Below are 20,556 nucleotides of genomic sequence, written 5' to 3'. Positions count from 1 at the left end.
GGGGTTCTTCGGCGGTGCGGACGGTAAGCGTGGGCTCCTCCTCAAACGGCACCTCCAGCACGGGGGGAGACCCCACCTCCGCCTCAACCGTTTCGACGGGGACCGTCTCGACCACGGGCTCGGGCTCGGCGAGCCGCCGTTGCGCCTCCTCCAGGGTGATCTTGCCCGCGGCGAAGGCCTCGAGGTCGGCGGAGAACAGCAGGTGCGACCAGCTCTCCCCCGCCAACTGGCGCAGGGCCTCCACGACGCCCTGGGGGTCGGGGCGGGCGGGCCGGGCCGGCAGGCCCGCGCCCTCGAGCCAGACGCGCGGGCCCCGCACCCACAGGCGCTCGGCGCTGATGCTGCCGTGGCTGAGCCCGGCCTCCTGCAGGCGGCCCAGCGTCTCGAGCAGGCCCCGGGCCCAGGCCCGCAGGCGGCTGGGGTCGGCGGTTCCTTGAAAGCGGGTGGCCTCCACGGCGGCCACGGGAATCTCGGCGATCCAGGCCGACTCGGTGCTCTCGAGCCAGGGCAGCATCCCCACCACCGCTGCGGGGGGTTCGCCCTCGAGCGGCCGGTACACCACCACGCCGATGCCGGTGCGCGAATCACGTCCTTGCCAGACCTCGAGGGCGCGGCCCTCACGGTCGATCAGACCCCCTGGGAGAATGGGTGCGTGCAGAACATAAGGCCCCAGGCTATCCATAAAACCGAGTATACCCAGCCTGCCCGGCACAGCCACGCCGTGCACGCGGGCGACCGCGCGGCCCGGACCTTCGGCCTTGCCCTAGCCGCCGCGCCAAACCTATAATCACGGTGAACCAACGGCCACCCGCATTTTGGCGACGGGGGCAGACCGGCGGCCTGGGGGTCGCACGCTGGAAAGGAGCACTAGGATGGAGTTTAAGGTTACCCTGTCGACCGAGGAGATCGTGCGCGGGCTCAAACACTACCGCCGCATCGCAAAACAGGACGTTTTGCGAGCCCCCGAAACCCCCAACCCGGATGTGTTCCGTGTCCACGCCGAAGCCCGTCGCGAGGTATACGCCCGCCTGGCCGAGACCGCCGAGACCGACGGCCCCGAGGCGGTGGTCGCCACGGCCCTGGAGCTTTACCAGAACCTCCCCTTCGTCACCGGCACCAGCGAGGACGCCTACCCCGAGGTGAAGGGCCAGGAGAACGCGCTGGAGAACTTCTTCCTCATGATCGGCCTCGACCCCAAGGTGCGCCGCGAGGCCCGCAAGGCCCGCAAGCCCGTCGAGTAGCCGCCGTCGGTTGGTTTTCCCCCGCGCCCGCCTCGAGGGGCCCGCGGGGCCACAAACAACACGAGAGCGAGTTATCCAAAAACGAGCCGAAAGCGAGGCAGTCTACAGCGCTTTTGGCTTTTTGCTGTGTAGGATGTTCGAAGCCATGAGTCTGGACCTACTGGCCGCACAGGCCCGCACCTGCACCGCCTGCCGCCTGGCCGCAACCCGCATCAACGTCGTCTTCGGCGAGGGCAACCCCGACGCCCAGCTCCTCATCATCGGGGAGGGGCCGGGCGAGGAGGAGGACAAGACCGGCCGCCCCTTCGTGGGCAAGGCGGGCCAACTGCTCGACAAGATCCTCGAGGCCGCCGGGATCGCCCGCGAGAGCGTCTACATCGGCAACATCGTCAAGTGCCGCCCGCCCAACAACCGCGTCCCGCTGCCCGACGAGTTCAAAGCCTGCACCACGCTGTGGCTCAACAAGCAGCTCGAGCTCATCCAGCCCCAGATCATCGTGCCGCTGGGGGCTACGGCCTGCGAGTACTTCCTGGGCGAGAAGGTCTCGATCACCAAGATCCGGGGGCAGTGGATGGAGTGGCAGGGCATCAAGCTCTTCCCGATGTTCCACCCCGCCTACCTGCTGCGCAACCCCGCCCGCACGCCGGGCAGCCCCAAGCACCTGACCTGGATCGACATCCAGGAGGTCAAGAAAGCCCTCGACAGCCTGGGCGAAAAGCCCAGCCGCGCGATCAAGACCGTCAGCCAGGAGTCGCTCTTCTGAACGGCCTGCCCCCCAGCGGCCTCGTCCACCTGGGCGTGCTCTACGTGGTGTGGGGCAGCACCTACCTGGGCTTCCGGCTGGGCGTGGGGCCCGGCGGGGGCTTCGAGCCGTTCATGATGGGCGCGCTGCGCTTTTTGCCCTCGGCGGCGGTGCTGCTGGCCTACGCCCTGCTCGCGCGCCAGCGCACTGTGCTCAGCCGCCGCGAGCTGGCGGTGATGGCGCTGTCGGGGGTGGTGCTGTGGGTGGGCGGCAACGGCCTCATCCTCATCGCCAGCCAGTACGCCGCCTCGGGCTACGCGGCCTTGATGGTGGCGACCACGCCCATCTGGGCCGCGACCTTCGAGGCCCTGCTCGACCGCAAGGCGCCCTCGCCCAAGCTCGTCGCCGGGCTGCTGCTGGGTTTGCTGGGGGTGGTCGTGCTCTCCGTGCCCAAGCTCTCCCAGAGCTCACAGACCACGCTGCTCGCCGTGCTGCTGCTGGCGCTGGCCCCCATGCTGTGGTCGGCGGGCACGCTCTACTACCAGCGCAACCAGACCCGCCTCGAGCCCGTCGTGGTCTCGGCCTACCAGCAGCTCTTCGGCGGCCTGGCCTTCCTGCTGCTCTCCCCCCTGCTGGGCGAGCGCTGGGCCATGCCCACCCTCCAGGGCTGGCTGGCGCTGGCCTACCTGATCGTCTTCGGCTCGCTGCTGGCCTACACCTCCTTCATCCTGGCCGTGAAGCTCCTGCCGGTGAGCCTGGTGACGACCTACGCCTACGTCAACCCGGTGGTGGCGCTGTTTTTAGGCTGGCTGGTGCTGGGCGAGGGCATCGGGGCGTGGACCCTCGCTGGGGCGGCGCTGGTGCTCATCGCGGTGGGGATCGTGTTCCGGGCCCGCAGGCGGTAGCACGCCCTTAGCGCTCCGAGAGCACGAGGTTGACCCTATCCTCGGTGAGGCGGCACGGGTCGGCGGGGGTGACGTCCTTGGGGTAGTGGTGCTCGAGGTGGCGCTTCATCTGCGCCACGGGGCGGGGCTCGCGCTCTACCCGGCCCACAGGGGTGGGGGCGTCGGGCTGGCCGCAGAGGATAGCCGCTGCTGTATCTGGCAAATGGCACACTCCGCTGTATATTTCAGCGGTTCACCCTCCCAATTCTCTCCCTCATCGTTGTCCTTAATCCACTCGAGCACCTCCAAAGCGCGCTCGTCACCGATTTCGCCAAGGATTAGGATGCTCCGGTAGCGTACGTTCTCATCAGGATCATTTCGCGCCAGGTCAATCACTTTATCTACCGGAGCGTCCTTAACCCAGTGGCGCAATAAGATGTCCAGACCGATCGACCTGGCGTTGTGGTCGGGGTGGTTCAGCCACCGGATCGCCGCCTGTTGAGCCCTCTGCTCATCAAGACCTACTAGGGCGTGGATAGCCCATATCCCTTCGTATCCGAAATCTCCGGTTAGCTTCTCTAGAACCCTCAACAGCATCGCTTTGTCGAGTCTACGGCTGACTAATGCCAACTGCATTTCAGACGTGTAGGGGCTTTCTCGATGGACAATCGATCGAACTGTTCTCTCAGCATCCAGTTCATCCATAAGCATCACCCACCAAGCACACCCTGCTCTAAACACATAAAAAATCGCATTCAGTACCACATGCCGACCCCATTTCCTCTTGGGATAGGGCTTCAACATCTCGTATTCCTTCGGGTGTAAGATCAGTGTGGTAATTGGTCGTCACAAATACCAAACTACCCCTTTTTCCCTTCAGAACCCATTCTGACACGCTCTAGCGAACTTCCGCTGGGAGAAAGCGGCCTTCACGCCACTCGAGTCGCAGCAAAAGGCTACTACCCATCAGTGAAAATCCCGTACGGGGGTAGGCCATAGGTCTGCTTTACCGTACCGTTGACCGCGACGAACGAGTTCGAGTTGTTGATGTAGGCAGCCTCCAACACTGCCTTGACCAGCAAGTGCCGGTTGGAGTACAAGCTGGCGGGTAGGCCAACCCTGCGCAGTCTTCCGGGCCGCTTCGGGTTCTTGGCAACGACGGTCAGGTTGTACCCGAACCCGAAAGTATAGCCAAATGCCGGGGGGATATAGATCTCTTCGACGGCAGCCCACTGCACCTCAGTAGACCCAAACAGGCTAACCAGGCTCAACGAGTCGCGCGTGATCCGGATCTGCTGAGTGCCGATCTCGAGACCGAGGTAGAGCATAACGATAAATGCGGCAAGATTTAGTACGACGTTTAGGTCAGCAGAGAGGCTCAGAAGCTTATGAAGGTCTGCTACAACGAAACTTCCGAGAACATAGCATGACACGGCTATGGAGAAGAGCGATATCCCCCATACAGCCCCCTTTTCAGCGTGAACCGCTTGTATAGCCGACATCAATAACCCCGTTCGCTGGTCGTGTAACTCAAAACTTGCACTTATGCCTGGATTTACGCGCTAACGACTAAGCTGCTTCCAGAGGGCTCAAGTCCAGGATCAGCTTTCCTGCCATCAGTTTCCGTCGGCACTGGTAGAAACTCAACTTCAGCCGCTCTCGTTGTAGCTCAACCAACCCATAGGCCACCATGCCCAAAGCCAGATGCGCCAGCAAGCGCACCCACTTGCGGTGTCGGTGCCCCACCCAGCCCAGCTCCTGTTGCAACCCGCGGAAGATCTCTTCGATGGCCTGCCGCAACCGGTACACCTGCACCACCCGCCGCCCTTCCCAGCCCACCTGATTGACACCCAGAAAACGCCCCGCTCCTTCAAGAACGACCATGACCCGAGGTTGTCTTCTCCCATAGCTCTGCTTTCTTTATCCATTCTCCAGTAGGGGACATCCCTCGGACCTCGGCGGCCGCTGCCGGAAAATTGCCGCCCTGTATGACATGGGGAACCCATGTCACTCCTCCGAGGGCTCGAAGGAGAACCGGCCCTGCCGCCACACCAGCCTCCCCAGAAGGAGCGCATGGTCCCACCAGCCCTGTCTCGGCTGGTCGGTGTAGGCCACGAGCGGCCGGTCGGTGTAGACCCGCGCGATGACCCTAATATCGGGACGTTCGGTCAGCGGAAGGTACTCGAAGCGGTAAAGCCTCACCCGCTCCTGCTCACGCCCGAGCCTCTTCAGCATCAGCGCCCTGAGCCGCTCCGCAGGCACCAGCACGGACGCGGAGATGTCCCTCCACCGGCCGCCCCTGACCTCGAAGAACCGGATGCGCTGTGGCCTCTCGCCGTAGGGGAGGTTGCTCACGGCGACGACCTCCCTGGCCGAGTCGACCCTCCACACCACGAACTCGTGGGACCCCGATTCCTCAACCTCACCCTCCTGGATGGGGAAGTCCCTGGACTCCCTCAGCCGCGGGTGCAACACCGTCCCGCTCACATCAATGAAATCGCCCTTCTCGCGGAAGTAGCCGAAATCCGGCTGCAACATGTCGCGGCGTTTGAGGATCTCCCGCCTGCGGTCGGCGCAGCGCTCGTCGGGCGCGAGGTCGGTGCAGAAGGCGAACCAGCCCGAGGAGTCGCGGAAGACCTCATCCGGCGCCCTCAGGAAGAGCTCGAAGACGCTGCCGAGGGGGGCCCGTCCCTCCCCCGCCCTCATGAGCAGCAGGCCGAGCGAAAGCGTCGCGAACAGCACAACCGTGAGCCTCAACCATCGCATGGCTTACCCCCTACCCCCGCTCGATCGCCACGATCCACCACATAGGCCAGGCCTCCACCTGCTCCCAGGGCCAGAGGTTGTCGTTGCCCCTGGCTCCAGCTTCGGTCTCGCCGCTCCTGGAATTGAGGTTCCCATTCCACGTATATTCGCCCTTGTTTGGTCGTAGCGTGATCGGCCCGCCGAAGGGATCGTCCACAATTAGCCCTTGCTCCCTCACGTCTTGAATAGGAATATCCAAAACGAGCCTTCCAAGAACTCCAGGAACGTGTCTTTGATCAAGGATATGTTTCCTGAAGGCCAAGAAGGTGTTTGGTGCCAGCGGTGCATCAGGATTAAATACGAAAGCCGTGGAAACAAGATATGCCTCTGGAATCTTCAAGAAATAATCCCTTACATTCATCGAAGCTGCCTTTGTACAACCCCCAATGGTGAGGAGTATCAGCCGTATGAGAGCGATCCCCGGGCAGGGTGGCTGGCGTGCGAGTAGTGCACCGCTTATAGTTTTCCACTCAGGGAGAGGTTTATCAGGGTTTAGGAGCTTGAATTTTGAACTGTCCATTTATCCATAAAAGATCGAAGACTCGTACACCTGTTAGAGTTCTCACCTGAATGGTGGTTCCTATCCGTGGGAATACAAAAAAGGGGCTAACGTTTATGTCATTCAACTTAAACTCTTCATCATCTGGCTTCTTGTGTCTCCTATAAGCGTCCAACATCATGGAGGCATCAATTTTAGGCAATACACTAGAGGTGACCTCTATCCATCCGTTGGATCGCATTTTGAGAAAGTGTAGACTCTCATTGCGGCACACCGGCCCGCACCCGACAGTAGTGACCCCGATAAGCGGAAGCTGCCCCTTTGCCCTCCAAACCGCCACTTCGATAAAACCTTCGAACGCCGTTGACCTGACACGTAAGTACTCATTCGTAGTGTCTATATCTATCCAATAGGTCTTGCCATTGAGAAACCACTCATTCTTTTGAGACTGCTGAACACCTTTAACGAGTGCATTTCTCACCTGGGAAGGGAGCAACGGCAGATACGAGTCGGGGAGCAGCTTGAAGTAATCAGTTACCAGGAGCTTTTGGTGCTGGCTGGCGGTTGCTCCCGCAAGACCAAATGGAACGGAAATGATGAGGGCCAGCACGGTTGCAAAGATCTGATAAATAAGGGACTTCCTGGGTTTTGGCGATGGCCAGTAGATCATGACCGCTCCTTACGCCAAAATACCGCTATCCAAAGGATGAACTTCTTTTCAACCTTTACCCAAGGCCATATGTTATCCTCTCCAACCGAAGCTTCTGAGTTCCTTGAATTGGGTTCAGAACCGTCTCTGCGATAGCTGCTATAAACACTGAGCGGATCATATGTAGATAAGTTTAGTGATCCATAAGGATCATCAACTACTAAGCCTTTATCCGTGACGTTCTGCAATCGCACAATATGTTGATCAATACTCATAATGACGCCATACCCCCTTGCAAGATATGGAAGTACATTTCGGATCCACCATTCTCTGGGAGCGACGAAACCAGTAGCAATCTTCTTGTACTCGGCGCCCATCTGTTTTGCTGTACCACCCCATCCTGCCTCTGTCCATCGCGGTGCACGTACTTTTTCCTTTCTTAACCACTCGAGATAGTCCTCGAACTGCATCTTCTGAAATTGAGCTTCGGTCAGGCGAATCTCTTGGGGAACCTGGGTCTGGTCAGGCATTTGTGAGGGCTTACCAATGCCGATAGTCTCCAAAGCCATCGCTAGGGAGGTAAGATTGCACATGACATCGCCAATTGCTTGGGTGACAGGCGCACCGTACCTATTACGAGCAATATTGCCCTGGCTATCTACCTTGACTTCTACACTCTCATTGTTGCGCTGGTTGCGGTAGGAGACCTTGGTCTGCAACAGGAGGTACAAATCGCCCCGCCGCTTGGCATCCGGCTCCTGGGCGATGAGGCCTCGAGCCCGCCGGATCTGCTCCACCGTGTAGCGTGGGGTGTGTTCCTCCAATCCCATGAGCTCATCCAGGGCGTCCGGGGCGCCGTTGCCGTTCTGGCTTGCTTGCCTGGGTGCGGGCTCGGGGGTAGGGGCAGGGGCAGGCGAAGGCGTGTAGACGGCCACCAGCTCCCGGCTGCGGACAACCCTCCCGTTTTGGTCTAGCTCGAGCCAATCCGCCACCAGCCGGTCTCCCCTTTCCCCTTGAATGCTGCCCACCAGCTTGCGCACGGGTTGTTTGCCCGAGTAAGCCACCAGGTTGAGCACCCCGCCAGGGGTGATCCTGCCGATGAGGTCGAAGGAGCCCTCCCCCCTCTCCCAGGTGCTGCTGGAGTAACCAATTACCTTGTCGCCGAAGGGGCGGTCGAGCTCGAGGTGGATCGGTACCCGCCCCGCGATCTGGCCCACGAAGTGCCGGGGCTTGGGCCAGACCCTCTGAAGGGGTTGGGTCGCCTGGGACGCTTGAGGAGGGGGCGAGGCGACAGTGGTAGCGGTGGCTTGCGGGGATGGTTTGGAGGAGAGTTGCGGGGGCTGTGGCTGTTTGGCCTGGGAAGGGGCCGGCGGTTTGGGAGGTGGGGGAAGTGGTGTGACAACGGTTGGGGTGGAAGTTTGGGTGGTGGGAGGGTTGGTGAGCCTCCGCTCCGATAGCGGTTTTTCGGAAGGGTTTAGCTTCAGGCCGACGTGGTCGGGCATGTCCTTTGCTTCCCCCGTGCAGCGGAGGATGGTGAGGGGTTGCCCGCTGCGGGGGTCGTGGCGGATGCCCTGGACGCTGAAGCGGATGCTGGAGCTGGCGGGGTCGTAGCTGGCCGGGCCTTCGCCGTACCAGCCTCGAGTGCCGAAGATGGGCCGGCAGAAGACCCACAGGCGAGCCGTGCCGGCCGGGTGGTCGTATTCGAGGAAATAGCGGGCGTTATAACCGCTGAGGTAGCCTCCCCGGTGCCCCTGCCAGCGTGGTTTACGGCTAAAGTCATAGCCTGAAAGCCGGGGGACTGGCTGGCTCCAGTCGAAGGAGCTCTCAGTTGACATGCAACCATTCTAAGCTCAACTGGAGCCATTCTGCTTAACGCCAAAGGCGAAGCCTGCTCAGTGCTTGAAGTGCCTCGAGCCCGTGAACACCATCGCCACGCCCAGCTCGTCGGCGGCGGCGATCACCTCGGGGTCGCGCTTGGCCCCGCCGGGCTGGACGATGGCCCTGATCCCGGCGGCGGCGGCGGCGCGCACCACGTCGTCGAAGGGGAAGAAGGCTTCGGAGGCGAGCACCGCGCCCTGGGCCCGCTCCCCGGCGTTGAGGATGGCGCGCTCGGCGGCCCAGATGCGGCTCACCGCGCCGGTGCCCACCCCCACCGTCACGCCGTCCCTGGCGAGCACCACGTTGTTGGAGCGGGCGTGCTTGCCCACCTTCCAGGCGAACTCGAGGTCGCGCCACTCCTGCGCGGTGGGCTCGCGCACCGTCACCACGCGGGGCTCGAGGCCGCCCCAGGCCTGAACGTCACGGTCCTGCACCAGGAAACCGCCCAGGATGGGGCGGAACTCCAGCGGCCCGAAGCGGCTGGGGCCGGCCACCAGCACCCGCAGGTCGGGCTTCTTGGTTCTGAACCACTCCAAAGCCTCCGGGCTCACCTCGGGGGCGATGAGGACCTCGAGGAAGGTCCCCTTCGTGGCCTGGGCGGTCTCGAGGTCCACGGGCCGGTTGAGCGCCACCACCCCGCCGAAGACCGAGAGCGTGTCGGCATCGCGGGCGCGCTCCCAGGCGGTCTTGGGGTCGGAGGCTACCGCCACCCCGCAGGGGTTGGCGTGCTTGATCGCCACGCAGGCGGGCTCGTCGAACTCGCTCACCAGTGCCCAGGCCGCGTCGGCGTCGGCGTAGTTGTTGAAGCCCATGGGCTTGCCGGCCAGCACCTCGGCGTCGAGCACCGGGCCGCTCTCGCCCTGCAGGCGGTAGAGCGCCGCCTCTTGGTGGGGGTTCTCGCCGTAGCGCAGCTCGCTGACGCGCCCCAGGGCGACCACTAGGCCAGGGCGGAACTTCTCCTGGCCCAGGAACTCGGCGATAGCGGCGTCGTAGGCGGCGGTGTGGGCGAAGGCTTTGTGGGCGAGTTCCTGGCGAAGGGCGCTGCTCACGCCGTTGCGGAGGGCCTCGAGCACCCGCGGGTAGTCGGCGGGGTCGCACACCGGCAGCACCGCGGCGTGGTTCTTGGCCGCCGCCCGCAACATGGCCGGCCCGCCGATGTCGATGTTCTCGACGCACTCCTCGAAGCTCGCCCCCCGGCTCACGGTCTCGCGGAAGGGGTAGAGGTTGACGCACAGCAAGTCGATGCGCGTGATGCCGTGCTGCTCGAGCTGCGCCTGGTGCTCGGCGCTGCGCGTCGCCAGCAGGCCGGCGTGGATGTTGGGGTGCAGCGTCTTGACCCGCCCGTCCAGGATTTCCGGGAATCCGGTGACGTCAAAGACGTAGGTGACCTTCAGCCCCGCGCCCTCGAGCGCCTTGTAGGTCCCGCCCGTCGAGACCAGCTCAAAACCCAGAGCCGCCAGCTCACGGGCGAACTCCACCAGGCCCGCCTTGTTGGAAACCGAAAGCAGCGCACGCATACAGGGGGCATCATATAGTCGATAGCCGATAGCCGATAGCCAAACGCTAAACGCCGAACGTCGAACGCCTGAAAACGTTGACGTTCGATAGCCAGGGGACGTCGAGGGTCGAGGGCCAGGGCGTCTCGCGTTTTGCGTTTTGCGTACGGCGTAGGACGTACGACGCACGACTGGCGTTTTGCGTTCAGCGTTGGGCGTTCAGCGTCCTGCACCCGCACCCGTGTAACAACTCTGTAACAGCGCCCCGGTAGACTCGGCCTCAATCGAACTCGAGAGGTTTTGGAATGCCTTACCTACAGGGCCTTGGAGTCTACCTGCCTGCACCGCGCATGACCAGCGGCGACATCGCCGCGGCGAGCGGGCTGCCGGAGTGGGTGGTGCGGGAGAAGCTGGGGATCCACCAGAAGCCGGTGGCGGGGCCGGGCGATCACCCGGCCCGCATGGCCGGGTGGGCCGCACAGGAGGCGCTGCGGGAGGCGGGGCTCGAGGCCTCTGCCCTGGACGTGGTCATCAGCATCACCGACGAGCACAAGGACTACCCGGTCTGGACCAGCGCCCCGCTGGTCGCGCAGATGGTGGGGGCCGAGCGGGCTTGGGCCTTCGACGTCAACCAGAAGTGCGCCACCTTCATCACCGCGCTGGCGGTGGCCGAGGGGCTGTTCGCGGCTCGAGCCGAGGTGCACCACGTCCTGATCGCGGGCGGCTACCGCAACGGCGACCTGATCGACTACACCGACCCTGACGTGCGCTTCATGTACGACCTGGCCGCCGGGGGCGCCGCCGCGGTGCTCAGCCGCGAGGGGCCGGGCCTGCGGCTGTGCTCGACGCGGCTCAAGACCGACGCGGCGCTGGCCCAGACCGTGCGCGTTCCCGTGGGCGGCACCGCCGAGCCGCTGACGCCGGAGAACCTGGGGCGGTACAAGCTGCGCGTGGCCGAGCCCGAGCTGATGAGGTCGAGGCTCGAGACCGTCTCGATGCCGGGTTTCCTCGAGGTCATCGGCGGGGCCTTGCAGGACGCGGGCTACACCCCCGCCGACCTCGACTACCTGGCCCTGCTGCACATGAAGCCCTCGGCGCACCGGGCGGTGCTGGAGGGGCTGGGCCTGAGCGAGGCGCAGAGCATCTACCTCTCGGACTACGGCCACCTGGGGCAGCTCGACCCCATCCTCTCGATCAGGCTGGCCCGCGAGGCCGGGAAGATCGGGCCTGGGAGCCTGGTCGCCCTGGCCGCGGCGGGGGTGGGCTACCACTGGGGCGCGGCGGTGCTGCGCTGGGAGAACGGGGCCGACGCCGGGGAGAGGGGCGCGTGATGGAGCTCAACGCCAACTGGCTCGAGCGCCTGGCGGCCTACCACCCCCAGCGCCCGGCGGTGTACTGGCGGGGCGAGTGGATCGGCTACGGCGAGCTGTACGCCCGTGCCCGGCGTGCGGCGGGGTCGCTGGCCGGGCTCGGCGTGGGCCCGGGGGACCGGGTGGCCGTGCTCAGCCCCAACCACCTGGGCTACCTCGAGCTCTACTTCGCCGCCCCCCTGCTGGGCTTCGTGCCCACCTTCCTCAACCACCGGCTGAGCCCGGCCGAGCTGCAGGGGCTGGTGGAGTACGCCCGGCCCAAAGCCCTCTTCTTCGGGCCGGGGCAGGAGGAGACCGCGCGGCGGCTCGACCCCCAGGCCAGGCCGCTCGAGGCCCTCCAGAGCCTGCCCGCCGCCGGCTTCGCGCCCTTCCGGGCGGGGCTGGAGGACCCCGCGCTCATCCTGTTCACCGGCGGCACCACCGGGCTGCCCAAGGGGGCCGTGCTCCCCTACCGGCAATTGCTCGTCAACGCGGCCCAGACCGCCATGACCTGGGGCCTGAGCCCCCACGACCGCTACGTCGTCGCCACGCCGATGTTCCACGCGGCCCTCAACGCGCTGTGCACGCCGCTGCTGTACCTGGGCGGGGGCGTGATGGTCCAGGAGAAGTTCGACCCCGGCGAGCACCTGGCCTGGGTGCAGCAACAGCGGGCCACGCTGCTGTTTTTGGTGCCCACCATGTTCCAGATGCTCGCCAGCCACCCCCACTTCGCCGCCGCCGACTTCTCGAGCGTGCGCTGGGCCATCTCCGGCGGGGCCCCCTGCCCGGCCCCCGTGCGCCAAGCCTACGCCGCCAAGGGCGTTCGCTTCCGCCAGGGCTACGGCCTGACCGAGTGCGGCGTGAACTGCTTCGCCCTCGAGCCCGAAGAGGCCGAGCGCTTCCCCGACTCGGTGGGCCGCCCCATGCCCCACCTGTGGGCGCGGCTGGTGGACGCCGGGGGCCAGGAGGTCGAGGGGGCCGGGACCGGCGAGCTGTGGCTGAGCGGCCCCACCGTGATGAAGGGCTACTACGCCCGCCCCGCCGACACCGCCAGGTGCTTCGCCGAGCAGGGGGGCCGGACCTGGCTGCGCACCGGCGACCTCGCCCAGCGCGACGCGGCGGGCCGCTACTACATCGTCGGGCGCAGCAAGGAGATGTTCATCTCGGGCGGGGAGAACGTCTACCCCATCGAGGTCGAGCGGGCCCTCTACGACCACCCCCTGGTGGCCGAGTGCGCCGTGGTGGGCGTCCCCGACGCGCAGTGGGGCGAGGTGGGGCTGGCCTGCGTGGTGCTCAAGGAAGGCGCGTCGCTGCTCGAGGACGAGCTCCGCGCCTTCCTGCGGGGCCGCCTGGCGGCCTACAAGGTGCCCAAGCGCTACGTCTTCCTGCCGGAACTCCCCAAGAGCGCCCCCGGCAAGATCCTCAAGGGCGAACTGGCCGAACGCTACGGGGGGGCCCATGCCTGAGGTCACGGTCAACGGCACCAAGCTCTACTACGAGCTCGAGGGCAGCGGCCCCGTGCTGGTGCTGGCTAACGGCATCTTCCAGCGGGTCGAGGCCTGGGAGCCCCTGATGCCCCACCTCGAGGGCTACCGGGTGCTGCGCTACGACATGCGCGGCCAGGGGCGCAGTGCGGTGCCGGAGGGGGCTTACACCCCCGAGCTGCACGCCGGCGACCTCGAGGCCCTCCTCGCCGCGCTCGGCCTCGAGCGCTACCACCTGCTCGGGCTCTCCAACGGCGGGGTGGTGGCCCAGGTCTTCGCGGCGCGGCGGCCCGAGGGGCTGCAAAGCCTGACCCTGCTGTGCACCACCCCGCGCCTCGACCCCCTCATCCGGGCCAAGGTCGAGGGCTGGCGGCTGGCGCTGGAGTGGGGGGGCACGCGGGGGCGGCTGCGGGTGGCGCTGCCGTGGATCTGGGGCCGGGCCTACCTCGAGGCCCACCCCGAGCTGGACAGCCCCCCCTCGCTCGAGCAGATGTTCGCCGCCGCCCCCACCGAGGAGGCCCAGCGCAACCTGATCGCCGGCTTCCTGACCCTGGGCGACCTGCGGCCCGGCCTAGCGGGCGTCAAGGTTCCGACCCTGGTGGTCTCGGGCGAGGAGGACCTGCTCTTCCCGCCGCGCTACGGCCAGGAGATCGCCGAGGCCATCCCCGGCGCCCGCCACCACGTCCTGAGCGCCGTGGGGCACGTGGCGGTGCTCGAGGACACCCCCGGCCTGGCCCGGCTGCTGCACGAATTCCTGGAGGTGAGAGCGTGAAGTTCAAGGTAGGCGACGCCGCGAGCTACTCGCAGACCATCAGCGAGGCCAGCATCGCGATGTTCGTGGGCGCGGTGGGCGACACCAACCCGCTGCACGTGGACGAGGAGTACGCCAGGAAGAGCCGCTTCGGCGGCCGCATCGCCCAGGGCATCCTGGTCGCCGGGCTGATCTCGACCTGCATCGGCACCAAGCTGCCCGGCGTGGGCGCGGTCTACCTGGGCCAGAGCCTGAAGTTCCTGCGCCCGACCCACGTCGGCGACACCATCACCGCCACCGTCACCGTCACGGCCGTCCGCGAGGACAAGCCCATCCTCACCCTGCAGACCGTCTGCACCAACCAGCGCGGCGAGCGGGTGATCGAGGGCGAGGCCACGGTGCTCTACGAGGAGCCCGTGTGAGGCGGCTGAGCAACGGAACCAGCAGCGCAAACGCTGAAGTTCGAGGAGGAGAGCGATGAAGAAACTTTGGATCCTGGCAAGCACGGCCGTCGCGGCCCTGGGCCTGAGCCTGGCCCAGACCAGCGTGAAGGTGGGGGTGATCCTGCCCCTCTCGACGGTGGGCGGTAAGGCGGCCCTCAACGGCATCCAGCTCGCCGCCGACGAGGCCAACGCCGCGGGCAAGGTGCGGCTCGAGCTCGTCGCCGTGGACGACGGCAACGCCGCCGACAAGGCCGTCCCGGCCCTCACCAAGCTGCTCACGGTGGACAAGGTGGACATCGTCATCGGCGGGCTGGGCTCCGGCCCCACCCTGGCGATGGCGGGCCCGGTCAAGCAGTACCAGCCGCTGTTCCTGGCCATCGGCGCCGCGAGTTCGCTGGTCGAGAACGCCTTCACCGGCTACGACAACTTCTTCCACTTCCACCCCTGGGACTACCACAACGTCGCCGCGGCCATGGACTTCTTCAAGCACCTCTACGGCCAGGGCGCCCGCAAGATCGCCATCCTCTACGAAGACGGCCCCTTCGGCTCGTCGGGGATGCCCACCTACCGCAAGCTGCTGCAGGAGGCGGGCTACAACGTGCAGGCCGAGCCTTTCAAGACCAACACCGGCAACTTCACCGCCGTGCTCACCCGCTTCAAGTCCTTCCAGCCCGACATCCTCTACTGGATCGGCTACGACTGGGACGCGCTGCCCATCGCCACCCAGGCCCGCCAGGTGGGCCTCAAGCCCAAGCTGATCTACGGCGCGCCCCCGGCCTGGCCCATCGGCTTCGACAAGAACCCCAGCAGCAACGACGTGGTGGGCATGAGCGCCTGGCTGCCCTCGGTGTCCAACGCCGAGTCGCGCAACTTCGTCGCGGCCTACAAGAAGAAGTACGGTGAGGTCACCGAGGAGTACATGGCGCCCATGGGCTACACCATCGTCAAGGCCCTCACCGCCGCCGTGACCGCCGCGGGCAGCGCCGAGAAGGACAAGGTGGCCGAGGCGCTCGCCAAGGTCAAGCTCAGCACCCCCTTCGGACCGCTGGCCTTCAAGCCCTCCGACACCGGCAAGACCAAGTACCAGGGCTTCGACTCGAGCATCTGGTTCCAGTTCCAGTACCTGGGCGGGGCCCGCCGCCAGGTCTACCCGGCCCAGGGCGCGGCCCGCCCGATCCGCTACCCCGGCAGCTACTAGCCTTCCGCGGGGCGGCCCCGGGGCCGCCCCTTCCCTAACCAGCCTGTGGAAATCCTCCTGCAAACCCTCATCAACGGACTGCTGGCGGCCGGGGTGTATGCCCTGGTCGCCAGCGGGCTGGCCCTGGCGGTGGGCGTGGTCGGCATCGTCAACTTCGCCCACGGCGAGTTTTTGATGATCGGGGCCTTCGTCTCCTACTTCCTGTTCACCGCCCAGGGCCTCGACCCCCTGATCTCGCTGGGCGCCGCCGCGCTGGCCGCCTTCGCGGTGGGGGCCGTCAGCTACTACGGGCTCATCCGGCCCGTGCTGGCCGCGCCCGAGCTCAACCAGATGCTCCTGACCTTCGGCCTGTCCATCGCCCTGCAAAACCTCGCCCTGCTGCTCTTCGGCGCCGACACCCGCGTGGTGAGCCCGCCCTACCAGGGCAGCACCGTGAGCCTGCTCGGCCTGTCGTTCGGCCTGGTGCCCTTCGCCTCCTTCGTGCTCTCGGTGGCGCTGCTCAGCGGGCTGTACTGGTTCTTGGGCCGCACCCGGCTGGGCTTCGCGGTGCGGGCGGTGGCGCAGAACCGGCTGGCGCCCGGGCTGCTGGGCATCGAGACGCAGCGGGTCTACCTCCTCGCCTTCGGGCTGTCGGCGGCGCTGGCGGGGGTGGCGGGCGTGATGCTCTCGGTGATGCTCTACGCCTCGCCCACCATCGGCTTCGCCTACACCCTCAAGGCCTTCGCCATCATCGTGATGGCGGGGCTGGGCAACCTGCGCGGGGTGATCCCGGCGGCCGTCGTGCTCGCCATGGCCGAGGCCTTCGTGAGCACCTACGTGCCGGGCGGGGGCGGCTGGGTGGAGGCGGTGTTCTTCCTGGTGATCTTCGTCAGCCTGACCTACCGAAGCTGGAGGTTCCGATGATCCTCGCGGGCGTCTTGCTGCTCTTCGCCCTGATCCTGCCCGCGCTGCCCCTGGGGAGCTGGCAGCCCTTCGCGCTCGACACGGCGCAGTTCGCCTTCTTGCTGAGCGGGCTGGCGCTGTCGTGGGACCTGCTGGCGCGCACCGGGCAGCTCTCGCTGGCGCACGGGGCCTTCTTCGGGCTGGGGGCCTACACCGCCGCGCTCACCGCCCCGGCGCTGGGCACCCTGCCCGCGCTGCTGGCCGGGGGCGCCGTGGCCGCGGCGGGCAGCTTCCTGCTGGGCCTGACGACGCTGCGGCTGCACGGGATGTACTTCGCCATCGCCACCTTGGCCTTCAGCGAGGTCATGCGCACCTTCGTGCTCAAGGCGGGCTTCACCGGCGGCTCCATCGGCATGATCGTGGCCCCGCCCTTCGACGGGCGCTACCCGCTGGGCGGGTACTACCTGGCGGTGGCGGTGCTGGGGTTGTGCGTGCTGACGAGCTACCTCGTCAGCCGCAGCCGACTGAGCTACGCCATGGCCGCCATCCGGCAGGGCGAGGCGGTGGCGCGGGTGCTGGGGGTGCCGGTGGTGCGGGTCAAGCTGGTGGCCTTCCTGCTCTCGAGCGCCCTGGCGGGCTTAGCCGGGGGCGTGTACGGCATGAAGACCCTCTTCCTCTCCCCCTACGACGCCTTCAGCCTGGGCCGGGCGGTGGAGGCGCTGGTGATCCCCATCTTCGGCGGGCTCTACACCACGACGGGGCCGCTGGTGGGCGGGCTGCTGCTGGTGGGCCTGGAGACCTGGCTGCGCCTGCGCATCGGGGAGGGGTACCTGGTGGTCTACGGCGTGCTGCTGATCCTGGCGATCCTCTTCCTGCCGCGCGGCCTGGTGGGGTGGTTCTCCAGGCGCAGGGGGGGGCGGCATGCTTAAGCTCAACCGCCTGACCAAGCGCTTCGGCGGCCTGGTGGCCGTCAACGAGGTGAGCTTCGAGGTGCGGCAGGGCGAGATCTTCGCGGTGATCGGGCCCAACGGCGCGGGCAAGAGCACGCTGCTCAACCTGATCTCCGGGCTCTTCGCGCCCGACCTGGGCACCCTCGAGCTGCTGGGCAAGGACCTCACCCAGTCCCCCCCTGAGGTGCGGGCCTGGCACGGCCTGGGGCGGGCCTTCCAGATCGTGCAGCCCTTCGCCGAGATGAGCGTGCGGGAGAACCTGCTGGTGGGCGCGCTCTTCGGCAAGCCGGGCACGCCCATGGCGAAGGCCAAAGCGGTGGTGGAGGAGGTGCTCGAGCTCACCGGCTTGGCCCCCAAGGCCGACACCCCCGCCCACGAGCTCACGCTGCTCGAGGACAAGCGGCTCGAGCTCGCCCGCGCCCTGTGCACCCAGCCGAGGCTGCTGCTGCTCGACGAGGTGATGGCCGGGCTGCGCCCCGCCGAGGCCATGGAGGCCGTCGAACTCGTCAAGAAGATCCGCGCCAGCGGGGTGACGGTGCTGTTCATCGAGCACCTGATGCCGGTGGTGCGCGCGCTGGCCGACCGGGTGGTGGTCATGGACTACGGGCAGGTGATCGCCGAGGGCACGTATGCCGAGGTGGCCGCCAACCCGCGCGTGCGCGAGGCCTATCTGGGGAGGAGCGCGTGAAGGCTGAACGTCGGAGGTCGTACGCAATACGCCAAACGCAAGACGCGAGACGCAAAACGCCTTGGCCCTTGACCCTCGAGGCCCCTCAGCGGAGGTCGCCGTGAAGCTCACCGTCAGTGACCTCACCGCGGGCTACGCCAAGGCCCAGGTGCTCTTCGGGATGAGCCTCGAGCTCTCCCAGGGGGAGCTCGTCGCGGTGCTGGGGGCCAACGGGGCGGGCAAGACCACCACCCTGCGGGCCGTCTCCGGGCTGATCCGGCCCTGGGGCGGCGAGATCCGGCTCGACGGGCAGAGCATGGCCGGGCTCTCCGCGGCCCGGCGGGCCGCGCTGGGCCTGGGGCACGTGCCCGAGGGGCGGCAGCTCTTCCCGCTGATGAGCGTGGAGGAGAACCTGCTGCTGGGCGCGGCCTTCCTGGCCTGGGAGCGGCGGCAGGAGAGCCTCGAGTTCACCTACGCCCTCTTCCCCCGCCTCTCCGAGCGCCGCGGCCAGCTCGCGGGCACCCTCTCCGGCGGCGAGCAGCAGATGCTCGCCATCGGCCGCGCCCTGATGGGCCGGCCCCGCATCCTGATGGTGGACGAGCCCTCGCTGGGCCTTTCCCCCAAGCTGGCCGAGGAGGTGCTCGCCACCCTGGCCCGCGTCAAGGCCGAGGGGATGGGGGTGCTGCTGGTCGAGCAGAACGTGGCGCTGTCGCTCGAGGTCGCCGACCGGGCCTACGTGGTCGAGCACGGCAAGGTGGTGCTGGCGGGGCCGGCGCAGGAGCTGGCCCGGGACGAGCGGGTGCAGAAGGCCTACCTGGCGCTCTGAGGTTTGGCCCGTAGCTCGTGGCTTTCGGGGCTTTACGCATGACGTACGACGTACGACCGCTTTAGGATACTGCCATGCAACTCTCCGGCAAAACCGCACTCATCACCGGCGCGGGCAGCGGCATCGGGCGGGCCATCGCCGTCGCCTTCGCCCGCGAGGGGGCTAAGGTCCTGCTCAACGACCTCTCCCCCGCCGCCGAGCCGCTGGCCCACGACCTGGGCGGCGTCTACCTCAAGGCCGACCTCTCCGACCCCGAGGCCGTGGTGGGCCTGGCACGGCGGGCGCTCGAGCACGGCCCCGTGGACGTCCTGGTCAACAACGCCGGGCTGCAGCGCATCCACCCCGTCGAGGAGTTCCCCGAGGAGACCTGGGGCCTGATGATCCAGGTGCTCCTCACCGCCCCCTTCCAGCTCATCAAGTACCTCTTGCCCGGCATGAAGCAAAAGCGCTGGGGGCGCATCATCAACGTCTCGAGCCTGCACGGGCTGGTGGCGAGCCCCTACAAGTCGGCCTACATCTCGGCCAAGCACGGCCTGATGGGCCTGACCAAGACCGTCGCGCTCGAGGCCGCCGAGCACGGCATCACCTGCAACGCCATCTGCCCGGCCTACGTGCGCACCGGCATCGTCGAGAGCCAGATCGCCGACCAGAGCCGCACCCTGGGCATCCCCGAGTCCGAGGTCATCGAGAAGGTCATGCTGGCCCCCGCCGCCATCAAGCGCCTCATCGAGCCCGAGGAGGTCGCGGAGTTCGCGCTGTTCCTCGCCTCCGACAAGGCGAGCGCCATCACCGGCTCGGCCCAGCTCATGGACCTGGGCTGGACCGCGCGCTGATGCATATTCGCCCGTAAACGCCTGCATAGAAGCGCCGTTGGGGGAGGGTTTTCCGACCCTCCCCTTCGCTTTTCGCCCTTACGGCCGGCATTTCCGCCCGGCTCACTCGAGGCTCATAAATACTTAGCCCGGGTGCAAGCAGGTGGCGGGGGGTTGTATACAATGTCCAGCTCGGGTTACATTAGAACCCTGAGGAGGTGACCGAATGGTGCACATTCAATGCTTCTTGACCCGCCCTACCGAGCTGAGCACTGTTCTGCTCACCGCCTCTGCCGGCTAACCCCCACCACAATTAGCGCAGAGGCATCGGCCCGGAAGCAAGGCTAGAAGACCGGCTCTGTTTTTTGGTTTAAAGCGCCCTTCACAGGTTTGAGCCGCCCGGCAAAGCCGGGAATGGCGCCAGGACCACGACAGTTGCGTCCCCGAAAGGGCGCAACGCGAGTGAAGAGCGCGACGAGCCCTCGAGCGGCGACCCCGCCCTAGGCTAGCGCGCGTGGCTCACCCGGCCCGGCGCACCGCAGAGCCCCCGACCCGACCCCGGGAGGGCAACCATGTCTTTCGAGTTCCACACCGCATTCGCCGTCAGCCAGCAGAAGTTCGAAGGGTACCGCCGCGAGGCCGAAATCGCCCGCAGCGTCCGCTCCCGCGGCGGCCGGACCGGCTTCCGCAGCCGCGTCGCCCGCTTCTTCCGCCAGGTGGCCGACCGCATCGAACCCAAGGCCCCGGTCCCAGTCCGGTGACCGGCCCCATGAATTCGCATTCGGAGGAGCCTATGAACAACCTTCAGCTCTCGCTCGAGCTCGCCCGCCAGCGCGCGCAACAGCTCCAGGACGAGGCCCGGCACAACCGCCTGCTCCCGCCTTCCCGCGCCCGCCTGGCCCGGCTCCTGCGCCGGCTCGCCGAAGAGGGTGGCGTACACGTCGGCGATGCGGTTGAGGAGAGGGGAGGCGAAGTCTACGGTGGCGTCGAAGTGCAGGTC

At 66.6% G+C, this 20,556-nt stretch carries 22 protein-coding genes and 2 pseudogenes; 15 read left to right on the top strand and 9 right to left on the bottom strand.

Features of this window, described 5'->3' with window-relative positions:
• Window positions 1-682: pseudogene (locus Mterra_RS08120) on the bottom strand (hypothetical protein); the annotation flags it as partial.
• 190 nt (window positions 683-872) lie between these two features.
• Here Mterra_RS08120 and Mterra_RS08115 point away from each other — a divergent pair.
• From Mterra_RS08115 to Mterra_RS08105, 3 genes are all read left to right on the top strand, one after another.
• On the top strand, window positions 873-1,241 hold the full coding sequence (locus Mterra_RS08115; RefSeq protein ID WP_119314738.1) for a hypothetical protein: 369 nt from the start codon (window positions 873-875) through the stop codon (window positions 1,239-1,241).
• Window positions 1,242-1,386: 145 nt separating this feature from the next.
• Window positions 1,387-2,004: a uracil-DNA glycosylase gene (locus Mterra_RS08110; protein WP_119314737.1), complete on the top strand. Its 618-nt coding sequence runs from the start codon at window positions 1,387-1,389 to the stop codon at window positions 2,002-2,004.
• 35 nt (window positions 2,005-2,039) lie between these two features.
• Window positions 2,040-2,888: an EamA family transporter gene (locus Mterra_RS08105; protein WP_245971568.1), complete on the top strand. Its 849-nt coding sequence runs from the start codon at window positions 2,040-2,042 to the stop codon at window positions 2,886-2,888.
• A gap of 135 nt (window positions 2,889-3,023) precedes the next feature.
• Here the strand turns inward: Mterra_RS08105 and Mterra_RS08100 are convergent, their stop codons facing one another.
• From Mterra_RS08100 to purH, 8 genes and pseudogenes are all read right to left on the bottom strand, one after another.
• A complete protein-coding gene (locus Mterra_RS08100; protein ID WP_147372606.1) occupies window positions 3,024-3,572 on the bottom strand; it encodes a HEAT repeat domain-containing protein in 549 nt (182 codons plus the stop codon).
• Between the two features lie 254 nt (window positions 3,573-3,826).
• Window positions 3,827-4,195, bottom strand: coding sequence for a PH domain-containing protein (locus Mterra_RS08095; protein WP_119314735.1), 369 nt, complete (start codon window positions 4,193-4,195; stop codon window positions 3,827-3,829).
• A 241-nt stretch (window positions 4,196-4,436) separates the two neighbouring features.
• Window positions 4,437-4,745 (bottom strand): annotated as a pseudogene (locus Mterra_RS08090) (IS701 family transposase); the annotation flags it as partial.
• 129 nt (window positions 4,746-4,874) lie between these two features.
• Complete coding sequence (locus Mterra_RS08085) at window positions 4,875-5,633, bottom strand: hypothetical protein (RefSeq protein ID WP_147372605.1); 759 nt, start codon at window positions 5,631-5,633, stop codon at window positions 4,875-4,877.
• Window positions 5,634-5,643: 10 nt separating this feature from the next.
• A complete protein-coding gene (locus Mterra_RS21850; RefSeq protein ID WP_147372604.1) occupies window positions 5,644-6,192 on the bottom strand; it encodes a hypothetical protein in 549 nt (182 codons plus the stop codon).
• Window positions 6,158-6,841 carry a hypothetical protein gene (locus Mterra_RS21845; RefSeq protein WP_147372603.1) on the bottom strand — a complete coding sequence of 228 codons (684 nt, stop codon included), beginning with the start codon at window positions 6,839-6,841 and terminating at the stop codon, window positions 6,158-6,160. The genes Mterra_RS21850 and Mterra_RS21845 overlap by 35 nt, the downstream gene beginning before the upstream one ends.
• Window positions 6,838-8,655, bottom strand: coding sequence for a hypothetical protein (locus tag Mterra_RS21840; RefSeq protein ID WP_147372602.1), 1,818 nt, complete (start codon window positions 8,653-8,655; stop codon window positions 6,838-6,840). Before Mterra_RS21840 ends, Mterra_RS21845 begins: the two co-directional genes overlap by 4 nt.
• A gap of 57 nt (window positions 8,656-8,712) precedes the next feature.
• Window positions 8,713-10,215: a bifunctional phosphoribosylaminoimidazolecarboxamide formyltransferase/IMP cyclohydrolase gene (gene purH / locus Mterra_RS08070; protein WP_119314730.1), complete on the bottom strand. Its 1,503-nt coding sequence runs from the start codon at window positions 10,213-10,215 to the stop codon at window positions 8,713-8,715.
• 284 nt (window positions 10,216-10,499) lie between these two features.
• Between purH and Mterra_RS08065 the strand changes: the two genes are divergently transcribed.
• From Mterra_RS08065 to Mterra_RS22240, 12 genes are all read left to right on the top strand, one after another.
• Entirely contained in the window at window positions 10,500-11,525 is a 1,026-nt protein-coding gene (locus Mterra_RS08065; protein ID WP_119314729.1) for a 3-oxoacyl-ACP synthase, read from the top strand.
• A complete protein-coding gene (locus Mterra_RS08060; protein ID WP_119314728.1) occupies window positions 11,525-13,009 on the top strand; it encodes a class I adenylate-forming enzyme family protein in 1,485 nt (494 codons plus the stop codon). The genes Mterra_RS08065 and Mterra_RS08060 overlap by 1 nt, the downstream gene beginning before the upstream one ends.
• Window positions 13,002-13,799, top strand: coding sequence for an alpha/beta fold hydrolase (locus tag Mterra_RS08055; protein ID WP_119314727.1), 798 nt, complete (start codon window positions 13,002-13,004; stop codon window positions 13,797-13,799). The genes Mterra_RS08060 and Mterra_RS08055 overlap by 8 nt, the downstream gene beginning before the upstream one ends.
• Window positions 13,796-14,200 (top strand): MaoC family dehydratase, encoded by a 405-nt coding sequence (locus Mterra_RS08050; RefSeq protein WP_119314726.1) that lies wholly within the window; start codon window positions 13,796-13,798, stop codon window positions 14,198-14,200. The genes Mterra_RS08055 and Mterra_RS08050 overlap by 4 nt, the downstream gene beginning before the upstream one ends.
• Window positions 14,201-14,255: 55 nt before the next feature.
• Window positions 14,256-15,419: an ABC transporter substrate-binding protein gene (locus Mterra_RS08045; RefSeq protein ID WP_119314725.1), complete on the top strand. Its 1,164-nt coding sequence runs from the start codon at window positions 14,256-14,258 to the stop codon at window positions 15,417-15,419.
• Between the two features lie 45 nt (window positions 15,420-15,464).
• Entirely contained in the window at window positions 15,465-16,322 is an 858-nt protein-coding gene (locus Mterra_RS08040) for a branched-chain amino acid ABC transporter permease (RefSeq protein WP_119314724.1), read from the top strand.
• Window positions 16,319-17,230 (top strand): branched-chain amino acid ABC transporter permease, encoded by a 912-nt coding sequence (locus Mterra_RS08035; protein ID WP_119314723.1) that lies wholly within the window; start codon window positions 16,319-16,321, stop codon window positions 17,228-17,230. The genes Mterra_RS08040 and Mterra_RS08035 overlap by 4 nt, the downstream gene beginning before the upstream one ends.
• On the top strand, window positions 17,223-17,939 hold the full coding sequence (locus Mterra_RS08030) for an ABC transporter ATP-binding protein (protein WP_119314722.1): 717 nt from the start codon (window positions 17,223-17,225) through the stop codon (window positions 17,937-17,939). The genes Mterra_RS08035 and Mterra_RS08030 overlap by 8 nt, the downstream gene beginning before the upstream one ends.
• Window positions 17,940-18,099: 160 nt before the next feature.
• A complete protein-coding gene (locus tag Mterra_RS08025) occupies window positions 18,100-18,744 on the top strand; it encodes an ABC transporter ATP-binding protein (RefSeq protein ID WP_420836694.1) in 645 nt (214 codons plus the stop codon).
• A 74-nt stretch (window positions 18,745-18,818) separates the two neighbouring features.
• On the top strand, window positions 18,819-19,577 hold the full coding sequence (locus Mterra_RS08020; protein ID WP_119314720.1) for a 3-hydroxybutyrate dehydrogenase: 759 nt from the start codon (window positions 18,819-18,821) through the stop codon (window positions 19,575-19,577).
• Between the two features lie 551 nt (window positions 19,578-20,128).
• Window positions 20,129-20,317, top strand: a complete 189-nt coding sequence (locus Mterra_RS22245) for a hypothetical protein (protein WP_170159600.1) — start codon at window positions 20,129-20,131, stop codon at window positions 20,315-20,317.
• 32 nt (window positions 20,318-20,349) lie between these two features.
• The coding region (locus Mterra_RS22240) for a hypothetical protein (RefSeq protein ID WP_170159599.1) at window positions 20,350-20,556 on the top strand (207 nt) is incomplete at its 3' end.

The sequence above is a fragment of the Calidithermus terrae genome, assembly GCF_003574345.1.
GTDB classification, from domain to species: domain Bacteria; phylum Deinococcota; class Deinococci; order Deinococcales; family Thermaceae; genus Calidithermus; species Calidithermus chliarophilus.
The sequence above is the reverse complement of the archived record's forward strand: the minus strand, read 5'-3'. Positions and strand labels throughout refer to the sequence as shown.

Bases quoted from the DNA above. Each gene is read 5' to 3' on its own strand.
- Mterra_RS08095 (WP_119314735.1), bottom strand. From the start codon at position 4,195: ATGCTCTACCTCGGTCTCGAGATCGGCACTCAGCAGATCCGGATCACG.
- Mterra_RS08055 (WP_119314727.1), top strand. From the start codon at position 13,002: ATGCCTGAGGTCACGGTCAACGGCACCAAGCTCTACTACGAGCTCGAG.
- Mterra_RS21840 (WP_147372602.1), bottom strand. From the start codon at position 8,655: ATGTCAACTGAGAGCTCCTTCGACTGGAGCCAGCCAGTCCCCCGGCTT.
- Mterra_RS21850 (WP_147372604.1), bottom strand. From the start codon at position 6,192: ATGGACAGTTCAAAATTCAAGCTCCTAAACCCTGATAAACCTCTCCCT.
- Mterra_RS08115 (WP_119314738.1), top strand. From the start codon at position 873: ATGGAGTTTAAGGTTACCCTGTCGACCGAGGAGATCGTGCGCGGGCTC.
- Mterra_RS22245 (WP_170159600.1), top strand. From the start codon at position 20,129: ATGTCTTTCGAGTTCCACACCGCATTCGCCGTCAGCCAGCAGAAGTTC.
- Mterra_RS21845 (WP_147372603.1), bottom strand. From the start codon at position 6,841: ATGATCTACTGGCCATCGCCAAAACCCAGGAAGTCCCTTATTTATCAG.
- Mterra_RS08085 (WP_147372605.1), bottom strand. From the start codon at position 5,633: ATGCGATGGTTGAGGCTCACGGTTGTGCTGTTCGCGACGCTTTCGCTC.
- Mterra_RS08110 (WP_119314737.1), top strand. From the start codon at position 1,387: ATGAGTCTGGACCTACTGGCCGCACAGGCCCGCACCTGCACCGCCTGC.
- Mterra_RS08065 (WP_119314729.1), top strand. From the start codon at position 10,500: ATGCCTTACCTACAGGGCCTTGGAGTCTACCTGCCTGCACCGCGCATG.
- Mterra_RS08060 (WP_119314728.1), top strand. From the start codon at position 11,525: ATGGAGCTCAACGCCAACTGGCTCGAGCGCCTGGCGGCCTACCACCCC.
- Mterra_RS08035 (WP_119314723.1), top strand. From the start codon at position 16,319: ATGATCCTCGCGGGCGTCTTGCTGCTCTTCGCCCTGATCCTGCCCGCG.
- Mterra_RS08100 (WP_147372606.1), bottom strand. From the start codon at position 3,572: ATGGATGAACTGGATGCTGAGAGAACAGTTCGATCGATTGTCCATCGA.
- purH (WP_119314730.1), bottom strand. From the start codon at position 10,215: ATGCGTGCGCTGCTTTCGGTTTCCAACAAGGCGGGCCTGGTGGAGTTC.
- Mterra_RS08020 (WP_119314720.1), top strand. From the start codon at position 18,819: ATGCAACTCTCCGGCAAAACCGCACTCATCACCGGCGCGGGCAGCGGC.
- Mterra_RS08025 (WP_420836694.1), top strand. From the start codon at position 18,100: ATGAGCCTCGAGCTCTCCCAGGGGGAGCTCGTCGCGGTGCTGGGGGCC.
- Mterra_RS08030 (WP_119314722.1), top strand. From the start codon at position 17,223: ATGCTTAAGCTCAACCGCCTGACCAAGCGCTTCGGCGGCCTGGTGGCC.
- Mterra_RS08045 (WP_119314725.1), top strand. From the start codon at position 14,256: ATGAAGAAACTTTGGATCCTGGCAAGCACGGCCGTCGCGGCCCTGGGC.